The sequence below is a fragment of the Dehalococcoidia bacterium genome (genome assembly GCA_035574915.1).
Taxonomy (GTDB): Bacteria; Chloroflexota; Dehalococcoidia; order DSTF01; family WHTK01; genus DATLYJ01.
Map to the genome: position 1 here is coordinate 1 of DATLYJ010000142.1, position 9,779 is coordinate 9,779.

Below are 9,779 nucleotides of genomic sequence, written 5' to 3' on the forward strand. Positions count from 1 at the left end.
GGCCGCTTCCAGGCCTGCATTCATATCGAAGCAGCAGGCGCGCGTTTCCTGCTCGACTGCGGCCCCTCGGCGCTGGTGGCGATGAAACGCTTCGGCGTCGCGCCGAACGAGATCGACGCGGTCCTGATCAGCCACTTCCACGGGGACCACTTCGCCGGCATACCCTTCCTGATCCTCGAGGGCCAGTTCTTCGGCCGGACAAAGCCGCTGGCCTTCGCCGGCCCGCCCGGGATCGAAGCGAGGGCGAGAGGCGTGATGGAAGAACTCTTTCTCGGCCTCTCCGGCACCGCCCAGCGCTTCGATTACAGCTTCGTGGACCTTCAAGCCGGCGTGCCTACCAGCATTGCGGGACTGGAGGTCACGGCGTTGCCGGTCCCCCATTCGGGCGGATCGACTCCCTACGGCCTCCGGGTGGCGGTGGACGGAAAGGTCGTCGCCTATTCCGGCGACAGCGAATGGTCCGAGACCCTCATCGACCTGGCGCGCGGGGCGGACCTCTTCATCTGCGAGGCAAATTTCTTCGACCGCGACGTGAGGAACCACCTGAGCTACCGGACGCTCATGCGGCGCATCGGCGACTTCGAGTGCAGGCGGATCGTCCTCACTCATGCCGGGCCCGAGGTGCTGGAGCGCCGGCACGAACTCGAACTCGAGTTGGCCGAAGACGGCATGACCATCGAGGTGTAGGCCGGCCGGCAATGGACAGCCTACGCCCGGGGGCGCGACAATCCGTTTGTGCTGACCCGGCAGGAAGCGCCTGACTGGACCATCCGCGATGCCACGGAGGCAGACGTGGCTGCGGTGCTGCATGTCTGGCGGAACACCGAGGCGCGACCGAGCCTGACCGACAACGAAGAGGTCATCGAGGCCCTGATCAAGGCCAACCCCGGCGCCCTCTTCGTCGCCGACGTCAAGGGCAAGATAGTCGGCGCCGTAATCGCCACCTACGACGGCTGGCGCGGCAACATCTACAGGCTCGCCGTCGACCCCGACTATCGCCGCCGCGGCCTCGCCCGGGCGCTGGTGCACGAAGCAGAGTCGCGCCTGCGGGCGAAGGGCGCGAAGCGCATCTCCTGCCTCGTGGAGTCGGACCACCCCTGGGCCACCGCCTTCTGGGACGGCGCGGGCTACGAGCGCGACCCAATCATGCTCCGCTACTTCAAGAACCTGGATTAGGTGGCGCGGTTTGTCCGGCGCCCTGATAGCTTGTTGCCGCTTCCTGTAATCTCTGCCTCGTGAAGGTAGCAGTCGTCGTCGCCATTCTGACGATCATCGCCGAAGAGCTGCGCGTACTGCTGATCAACCGCAGCGGCGAGCCCTTTGTCGGCTGGTGGGCATTGCCTGGAGGCGTCCTGCGTCCTGGCGAGTCCCTGGCCGACGCCGCCGCGCGCAAGCTCGTCGACGAGACTGGCGTCGCGGACGTATATCTCGAGCAGCTTTACACCTTCGACAGCCTGGAGGAGAGCCCCGGCTCGGTCGTGGTGGCCTACTTCGCCCTCGTCGACTCCAGCAAGGTACGTCTTCGAGACGAGCTTGCCTGGCGTCCCGAGTGGCATCGCGTCAAGGACCTGCCGGACCTGGCCTTCGACAACAAGAAGGTCGTCGACTACGCCATCCAGAGGCTGCGAAACAAGCTCGAGTACACGAACGTCGCCTACAGCCTGATGCCGCAGTCCTTCACCCTGAGCGACTTGCAGTCCGTGTACGAGAGCATCCTTGGCCGCACCTTCGACAAGCGGAACTTCCGCCGGCGGATGCTCTCGCTCGGCATCATCCGGCCTACCGGCCAGACCGTCGCGCGGGGCGCCCACCGGCCCGCCGAACTCTTCGAGTTCACGTCCCGCAAACCAATGGTGTTGTAGAGGCCCGTATGGCCCGGGCCGAGACTATGGAGGCGAGCCTGTGGGCACGATGATTGACCAGCCGGCGGTTGTGAGGGCCGCCGGCGAGGCCGAAATCAAGGCTGATGCCGAACTTTGTTGGAGCGTCCTTACCGACGTCAACTCCTGGGCCTCCTGGAACCGTGACGTGAAGTCGGCCTCACTGGAGGGCCCTGTCATGAAGGGCACGACCTTCCGCTGGAAAGTCTCCGGGGGAAGGATAACCTCGACTTTCATCGAGGTGGTCCCGCCGCGGCTGGTGGCGTGGACAGGACACCTGTCTCCGCTCGGCATCCGCGCGGTCCACGTCTGGAGCCTCAGCCCACAAGACGGCTCGACGCTCGTCCGCTCGGAGGAGAGCTGGTCGGGGCTGGTCCCGAGGCTCGCCCGGGGCTTCTCCGCGCGGCTGCTCAAGTCCGCAATCGATAAGGGCCTCGAAAGCCTCAAGCGCGAGTGCGAGCGGCGCGCCGCGTCCCCGAGCCAGTAGCCGGTCGCGGCCTAGCGCCCGGCCCTGGGATGGGAGGCGAAGAACTCCCAGATGAGCGACGTGGCATCGATGGACTGCGTGGTGCGCCCGAGCAGGGGCACGCTCGCCGCGCCCGGCCACGTGTGGCCGCCGCCTTCGACCACATAGAGCAGGACGTCCGCGCCGCCATTGCAGCCGCTGAATGACTCGCGGAGTACGTCCGGGGCGACCCTCTCGACGGACGGCGCCGGGGCGCAGCCGTTGTGGGCCGCCCAGTCGGCGGCGTTCTGCCGGACGCTCTGCAAGGCCAGGCCCAGGCGCCCTCCGACGCCGCCCTCGAAGGGGACCAGGGAGTCCTCTGTGCCATGGAAGATTATGGCCGGGACCGGCTGCTTGCCACGGCAGATTGCCCCCGGGAAGGGGGACCCGGCAACCGGGGCGATCGCGGCGATGCGGTCGTTGAGGCGACAGCCGAGGAGGGAGCTCATACCGCCGCCGTTCGAAATGCCCGTGGCGTAGACGCGGCGCTCGTCGATGCACAGCGTTGCGCTGAGGTGGTCGAGGAGGTCGTCCACGAACGCGAAGTCGTCGACGAAGCCTGGCTCGAACATTCCGTAGATGTACCAGCGCCGCGGGCTGCCCGTGCCATCGGGCGCCACCGTGATGAAGCCCGCGCGGTCAGCCATCGCCGTCATGCGCGAGTAGGCCTCCTGCTCCGCGGCGCTCGAGCCGAAGCCGTGGAAGTTCAGGACAACGGGCGCCGGCTTCGAGGGGCTGTAGCTTGCCGGCACATACAGGCGATACGTCCGGGTCACGCCGCCCGACTGCATGCTCCCAAGAGTCAGCCCCGCGCGGAATGGCGAACCGCAGCCGGTCTGGACGGCTGGAGTGGCCGCGGCCGTAGGTTCCACCGCCGCCTCACGATTCGGTCCGCCGTCGCGGCAGCCGAAAAGGAGCGCGCCAAGGGCGAAGATGGCAAGGCCCTGAGAGAAGGCCAACATGCGGCCGCGGGCATGCCGGTTCACGGCGTACAGAATACTCGGAAGGCGCGTTTCCGCACCTCCGGGTTGACAAAGGCGCGAGCCTCACGTAGCATGGGCCAGACTTAGTGTCATAATGACACTAAGTAGCGGCCGGGCGGGTCGCCGGGTGTGAGAAGGCGAAGGTAGATGACAACAAGGCTTCTTGGGACAAGCGAAGAAGCGCTCGAGGTGCTGCCGCTCGCCGGTATCGCCTGCGAGACGAACACCGGCACGAGGACGCTCCCGCTCTCGCAGGAGCCCTCCTTCGCCTACTGGCAGCAGGACATCCCCCGCGAGTACTGGGACCTCACGTCGGAAGTGCTGGTAGAGCGCGTCGCGGCGGCGCGCAAGAAGCTCGGCGAGAAGCTCATCGTCCTCGGTCACCACTACCAGCGCGAGGACATCATCCAGTTCGCCGACTTCCGGGGCGACTCCTTCAAGCTGGCGCAGTGGGCGGCAGGGCATCCGGAGGCCGATTACATCGTGTTCTGCGGCGTCCACTTCATGGCGGAGGCCGCCGACATCCTGAGCGCGCCACACCAGACGGTCGTCCTGCCGAACATGGCAGCCGGCTGCTCGATGGCCGACATGGCCGACCCGGAGGACGTGTACGCCTGCTGGGAAGAGCTGGAGGAGGCGGGCATCGCGGACAAAGTCGTGCCCGTGACGTACATGAACTCGGCGGCTTCGCTGAAGGCCTTCTGTGGCAGACACGGGGGCATCGTCTGTACCTCCAGCAACGCGACCGCAGTCCTGCAGTGGGCGTTCGAGCGGGGCGAAAAGGTGCTCTTCTTCCCGGACCAGCACCTGGGCCGCAACACCGGCGTCAAGATGGGCGTGCCGCTCGACCAGATGCCGCTCTGGAACTACAACAAGCCCTACGGCAGCCTCGGGGGCATGCCGAGGGAGGTGCTCGAGCGCTCGCGCATCATCCTCTGGCAAGGCCACTGCTCGGTGCACCAGCGCTTCACGGTCTCCCAGATCGAGGCGGCGCGGGCCAGGTTCCCCAACGTGCACGTCGTCGTGCACCCGGAGTGCCGGCTGGAGGTCGTCCAGGCGGCCGACTCGAATGGCTCGACCGAGTTCATCGCGAGGACAGTGCGCGAGGGCGCGCCGGGCTCGGTGTTCGCGGTTGGGACCGAGATCAACCTGGTCAGCCGTCTCGCGCACGAGAACCCGGACAAGACGGTGTTCTGTCTGGACCCGGTCGTCTGCCCCTGCTCGACGATGTATCGAATCCACCCGGCATACCTGGCCTGGACAGTCGAGGAGCTGGCGACGGGCCGTGTGGTGAACCAGGTGAAGGTGGACGAAGAGACGGCGCACTACGCGAAGATCGCGCTGGACCGCATGCTCGCGGTCACCTAACCTCGCGAGGCCACAAGGGCCTTGGCCCCGAGCGACCGGCTCGAGGCGCGCCGGCCCTCCAGCCGATCGGCGGGAGAGGCCGCGAGGAACGCAGTCGTTGCCGCGAGGGCGGTGCCCCTACTGCCATCGTTCCGCCAATCGGTCCACTCTTCCGGTAGTGAAGGGGTAGCTTGCCCGACTTCGCGCAGCGCCGGGAAGCGCCTGCTGCGTGCCTCTCGGGTAAAGCGCTTCGCGAGCGTCGTCCAGTAAGCTTCGGAATCTGGTCTGGCGGGGCCGGCGTCGTTACAGTTAGCCCTGGCCACCCGACTCTCGAACTCAAGGAGCCTCAGAGATGCCACTCGAACACCTGAACCCTCCCGGCCTCAGCAGCCCCACCGGCTACACGCATGTTGTGGCCGCCACCGGCGGGCGCAACATTTACATCTCGGGCCAGGTCGCGCTCAACGAGCGCGGCGAGGTGGTGGGCGAAGGCGACCTCGAGGCGCAGCTGCGGCAGGTCTACGAGAACCTGAAGACCGCGCTGGCCGCGGCCGGCGCGACGTTCGCCGACGTCGTCAAGCAGACGACGTATGTCGTGAACTTCGACGCCGCGCGCGACCGGCCGGTAATCGGCCGCGTGCGTTCACAGTACCTGTCGGCGGCAAACCCACCTGCGAGCACGCTGGTCGGCGTGCAGGCGCTGGCCAATCCGGCCCTGCTCGTCGAGGTCGAGGCGGTCGCGGTCCTTGAGTGAGCCTCAGGCCGCCAACATGGGGCAGGCGGCGCCGGTCATACGGACTCCCCCTGCCGGGCTTGGCGAGATAGGTTGGCAGAGCAGTGACCGGAGCAAGCCCGTAAGGCCGGCAGCCGTTACGATATTCCCGCCATGCCGAAGCGGCCTCTTGCCGTGCTCGCCTTCTCCGGAGGCCTCGACACCACGGTGATCCTCCACTGGATGCGCCAGAAGGGGTGGGACGTCGCGACCTACACGGCGAACCTCGGGCAGCCCGACGCCGACCTCGAGGCCGCGGCCGAAAAGGCGCGCTCGCTCGGCGCGGTGGACACGTTCGTCGAGGACCTGCGTTCGGAGCTCCTGGACGAGTTCTTCTTGCCGGTGCTGCAGATGCACGCCCGGTACGAGGGCCGTTACCTGCTCGGCACGTCCATCGCCCGGATACCGACGGCGCGCGCCCAGATGCGCTACGCGAAGCGGATCGGGGGGAATGTGCTCGTACACGGCTCGACGGGCAAGGGCAACGACCAGGTGCGCTTCGAGACCATCTACCGCGTGCTGCAGGAGGACCCGGCGTATAGCCTCGAGGACTTCGCCATCTACGCCCCGTGGAAGGAGGAGGACTTCCTCGCGCGCTTCGGAGACGGCGGCCGCAAGGTCATGACGGCCTACTCTCAGGAGCACGGCATTCCCCTGCCAAGCGGCGGCACGGACGAGGGGCCGCCGTACTCCCAGGACGCGAACGCACTTCACATAAGCAGCGAGGGCAAGGCGCTCGAGGACCCGGCGGACGACCACCGCGAGGTGCTCTTCACCTACCTCGCCCGCTGGGACCGCACGCCAGACCGGCCGGAGCGCGTGCGCATCCACTTCGTCAAGGGCAAGCCGGTAAAGGTCGAGCTCCTCACGGAGGAGCGTGAGGCGGCCGGAAAGGGCGTCGAGGTCAGCGCATCCGACTCGATCCTCCCGATAGTCGAGTTTCTGAACCAGGTCGGCGGACGGCACGGCGTTGGTCTGCTGGACATGGTCGAGTCCCGCTACGTCGGGCTCAAGTCGCGCGGGGTGTACGAGGCGCCGGCGCACGCGGTGCTCCTGGCCGCGCACGAAGACCTGGAGTCGCTCGTGCACGACCACCGCCTCCTGCACGACAAGGCGAAGCGCAGCTTCGACGTCGCCGAGGCGGTGTACCAGGGGAAGTGGTTCACGCAGGAGATGGAGAGCTGGCTCGCGGCCAACGCGGTCGAGCAGCAGCGGGTCTCCGGATGGAGCGAGGTGCGCCTCTTCAAAGGCGGGATCCTGCCGGTCGCGCGCTACAGCCCCCACAGCCTCTACAGCGAGGCGCTGGTCTCCTTCGACACGGAGTCTCGCGAGTACGACCCTCGCAAGGCCCGCGGCTTCATCGACATCCAGGCGACTGAGCAGCAGGCGCAGATGCGCCAGAAGCGCACGCTGCAATAAGAGCGTCCGGCGGCCGGGCTTGCACGTCTATGCTCAGGGCACGGCCTCTCCTAACATGACGGCGTGAACCCACGGCGAAAAGATGGCAGCGCGCGCCCGGCCCGGGAGCAGGGCCGTGCCTGAACGCGGCGCCCCGCGGCGGACCGGTGCTGGCGCGAAGCTCTGGGCTGGCCGCTTCCTGGAGCCTACGAACCCTCTCGTCGACGCCTACACCTCGTCGCTGGACGTCGACCGGCGCATGGCCGCGGAGGACGTGCGCGGCTCGATAGCGCACGCGCGCATGCTGGCGAAGCAGGGCATCATCCCGAACGAGGACGCCGAAAAGATCATCGAGGGCCTCACGCAGGTCGCGCGCGAAATCGAGACGGGGACGTTCGAGATGGACGAGAGGCTCGAAGACGTCCACATGAACGTCGAGGCGCGGCTCGCGCAGCTCATCGGCCCCGAAGCGGCCGGCCGCCTCCACACGGCCAGGTCACGCAACGACCAGGTGGTGACTGACCTTCGCCTCTGGCTCAAGACGGCGATCGCCGAGACGATCGCGGCCCTGCACGACCTCGAGCGCGCGCTCGTTGAGGTCGCGACCGAGAACAGGCGGGTGGTGATGCCCGGCTACACGCATTTGCAGCGCGCGCAACCGGTCCTGCTCGCGCACCACCTGCTGGCCTACTTCGAGATGTTCGAGCGCGACATCGGCCGCTTCGCGGACTGCTACGCGCGGACGGACGTGATGGGACTGGGCTCGGGCGCGCTGGCGGGCGTGCCTTACCCCATCGACCGGGAGATGGTTGCCCAGGAGCTCGAGTTCTCGGCCCTGTCAGCTAACAGCATCGACGCCGTCTCGGACCGCGACTTCGTCGCGGAGTACCTCGCGGCGGCGGCCATCGCGATGATGCACCTGTCCCGCCTGGCGGAAGAAGTAGTGCTCTGGTCGACCACCGAGTTCGGCTACGTGGAGCTGCCCGACGCGTTCTCGACGGGCTCGAGCATCATGCCGCAGAAGAAGAACCCGGACGTCGCCGAGCTCGCCCGGGGCAAGACCGGGCGTGTCTACGGCGCGCTGGTCTCCTTGCTCACGACCATGAAGGGGCTGCCGCTGGCTTATAACCGCGACATGCAAGAAGACAAGGCGCCGCTGTTCGAGGCTTACGACACGCTGACATCGAGCCTCGAAGTGATGTCGGAGCTGATGGTGAATCTGCGCTTCCGGCCGCTGAGGATGCGCCGCGGGTCCGAAGGCTACCTGCTGGCGACCGACATCGCGGATTATCTGACCCGGAAGGGCATGCCCTTCCGCGAGGCCCACAACATCGTTGGCCGGCTGGTGGCGTACGCGGAGGATGAAGGGCGGGACCTCAGCCGGATCAGCCTCGAGGAGTACCGGCGCTTCTCGCCGCTCTTCGAAGCGGACGTGCTGGAGATCGACGTCTGGACATCGGTTCGCTCGCGGGACGTCATCGGCGGCACGGCGCCGCGCCGCGTGTCGGCCGCCCTGCGCCGGGCGCGGGCGATCCTCCGGCGGCGCGAGGAGGCCTAGGGTGGTCAAGGTCGCGCCGTCCATCCTTACAGCGGACGTCGGGCGCCTGGCGGACCAGGTGAAGGAGGCCGTAGCCGCCGGGGCGGAGGTGATACACCTCGACGTCATGGACGGCCACTTCGTGCCGCCGATCACGCTCGGTCCGCTTTTCGTCGCGGCCGTGCGCAAGGCCGTGAGCGTGCCGCTGGACATCCACCTGATGGTCTCGAGGCCGGAGGAGCAGATCGCGCCCTTCAGAGACGCCGGCGGTGACATTCTGAGCTTTCACTACGAGGCCACGCCTCATCCGCACCGGCTTCTCGGCGAAGTGCGACGCCTCGGCGCCCTGGCCGGCATCTGCCTCAATCCCGGGACGCCCGTCTCGGCGCTGGCCGACGTCCTACCGGAGGCAGACCAGGTCGTCGTCATGACCGTCAACCCGGGTTGGGGTGGGCAGCCTTTCATCGAGGCGTGCCTCGAGAAGGTGAAGTGGCTTGCCGCCGAGCGCGCGCGGCGGTCATGGAACCTCGCGATCGAGGTCGATGGGGGCGTGAATCTGACGACCGCGCCTCGTTGCGTTGCGGCCGGGGCCGACGTCCTGGTCGCGGGCGCCGCCGTCTACAACGACAAGGGCTCCGTCGCGGAGAACATAGGGGCGCTCCTGGCCACGCTCCGCGGCTCGAAGAGCTAGCCGGGGCGCTCGATGTCCCGGGCGCACGCGGGTATGGACTCCCGGCGCCCTGGCGAGGGTCTCGGGGGAAGCGGGCAGCGGGCTAGCGGGTTGCGACCTTGGTTGTGCTGCGGAGGCAGCGCGTGCAGATCTTGAAGCGGCGCGTCTCGCCGTTGAGGGTCAGCTGCTGCACGTGCACGTTCGCCTTGAAGATCCGGTTCGTGCGCGGGGCACGGCGCTCCCACTTGCCTGAGTGCTGGTAGCGTATGTTGCGGCCGAAGGTCGTGCCCTTGCCGCAGACTTCGCACTTCGTCGCCATAACTCATACAACCTAACAGGCGTCCCTCCTTACGGCAACCCGCGTTGGCGGAGCTGAGGCCCCGGCGCCCGTGGAACTCGAGGCCGGACGCGCGATGGTGTCCGCGGCTCTGCCCCCTCGCCTCTCTGTTCTCTGCTCCCGCTCCTCCGGTACGCTTAGGCCAGCAAACTAGGAGGAGCCACGATGGGCAAGCTCGACGGCAAGGTGTGCGTGATAACGGGCGCCAGCAGGGGGATCGGCGCCGAGATAGCGCGGGTGTTCGCGGCCGAGGGCGGCAAGGTGATTGCCGCGGCCCGCACCCTGCACGAGGGTGAGCACCCGCTCGAAGGGTCGCTCGAGACCACTGTGAACAGCATCAAGCAGGCGGG

At 67.6% G+C, this 9,779-nt stretch carries 12 protein-coding genes; 10 read left to right on the plus strand and 2 right to left on the minus strand.

Features of this window, described 5'->3' with window-relative positions; all coding sequences use genetic code 11:
- The 4 genes from VNN10_13155 to VNN10_13170 all read left to right on the plus strand — a co-directional run.
- On the plus strand, positions 1–687 hold a 687-nt coding region (locus tag VNN10_13155; GenBank protein ID HXH22968.1), incomplete at its 5' end, for an MBL fold metallo-hydrolase.
- Between the two features lie 48 nt (positions 688–735).
- Positions 736–1,176 carry a GNAT family N-acetyltransferase gene (locus VNN10_13160; protein ID HXH22969.1) on the plus strand — a complete coding sequence of 147 codons (441 nt, stop codon included), beginning with the start codon at positions 736–738 and terminating at the stop codon, positions 1,174–1,176.
- A gap of 59 nt (positions 1,177–1,235) precedes the next feature.
- A complete protein-coding gene (locus VNN10_13165) occupies positions 1,236–1,862 on the plus strand; it encodes an NUDIX domain-containing protein (GenBank protein ID HXH22970.1) in 627 nt (208 codons plus the stop codon).
- A gap of 49 nt (positions 1,863–1,911) precedes the next feature.
- On the plus strand, positions 1,912–2,367 hold the full coding sequence (locus tag VNN10_13170; protein HXH22971.1) for an SRPBCC family protein: 456 nt from the start codon (positions 1,912–1,914) through the stop codon (positions 2,365–2,367).
- 11 nt (positions 2,368–2,378) lie between these two features.
- On the opposite strand, the gene VNN10_13175 is transcribed toward VNN10_13170, so the two are convergent.
- On the minus strand, positions 2,379–3,371 hold the full coding sequence (locus VNN10_13175; GenBank protein ID HXH22972.1) for a PHB depolymerase family esterase: 993 nt from the start codon (positions 3,369–3,371) through the stop codon (positions 2,379–2,381).
- Between the two features lie 144 nt (positions 3,372–3,515).
- Between VNN10_13175 and nadA the strand changes: the two genes are divergently transcribed.
- The 5 genes from nadA (at position 3,516) to rpe (ending at position 9,113) form a co-directional block, all read left to right on the plus strand.
- Complete coding sequence (gene nadA / locus VNN10_13180; protein ID HXH22973.1) at positions 3,516–4,736, plus strand: quinolinate synthase NadA; 1,221 nt, start codon at positions 3,516–3,518, stop codon at positions 4,734–4,736.
- A gap of 331 nt (positions 4,737–5,067) precedes the next feature.
- Positions 5,068–5,469 carry a RidA family protein gene (locus tag VNN10_13185; protein ID HXH22974.1) on the plus strand — a complete coding sequence of 134 codons (402 nt, stop codon included), beginning with the start codon at positions 5,068–5,070 and terminating at the stop codon, positions 5,467–5,469.
- A 132-nt stretch (positions 5,470–5,601) separates the two neighbouring features.
- Positions 5,602–6,906, plus strand: a complete 1,305-nt coding sequence (locus VNN10_13190; GenBank protein ID HXH22975.1) for an argininosuccinate synthase — start codon at positions 5,602–5,604, stop codon at positions 6,904–6,906.
- Positions 6,907–7,021: 115 nt separating this feature from the next.
- Positions 7,022–8,443 (plus strand): argininosuccinate lyase, encoded by a 1,422-nt coding sequence (gene argH / locus VNN10_13195; protein HXH22976.1) that lies wholly within the window; start codon positions 7,022–7,024, stop codon positions 8,441–8,443.
- Position 8,444: 1 nt separating this feature from the next.
- Complete coding sequence (gene rpe / locus VNN10_13200; protein ID HXH22977.1) at positions 8,445–9,113, plus strand: ribulose-phosphate 3-epimerase; 669 nt, start codon at positions 8,445–8,447, stop codon at positions 9,111–9,113.
- Between the two features lie 82 nt (positions 9,114–9,195).
- On the opposite strand, the gene VNN10_13205 is transcribed toward rpe, so the two are convergent.
- On the minus strand, positions 9,196–9,411 hold the full coding sequence (locus VNN10_13205) for a bL28 family ribosomal protein (protein HXH22978.1): 216 nt from the start codon (positions 9,409–9,411) through the stop codon (positions 9,196–9,198).
- A 183-nt stretch (positions 9,412–9,594) separates the two neighbouring features.
- Here VNN10_13205 and VNN10_13210 point away from each other — a divergent pair.
- Positions 9,595–9,779: SDR family NAD(P)-dependent oxidoreductase (locus tag VNN10_13210; GenBank protein HXH22979.1), on the plus strand; the 185-nt coding region annotated here is incomplete at its 3' end.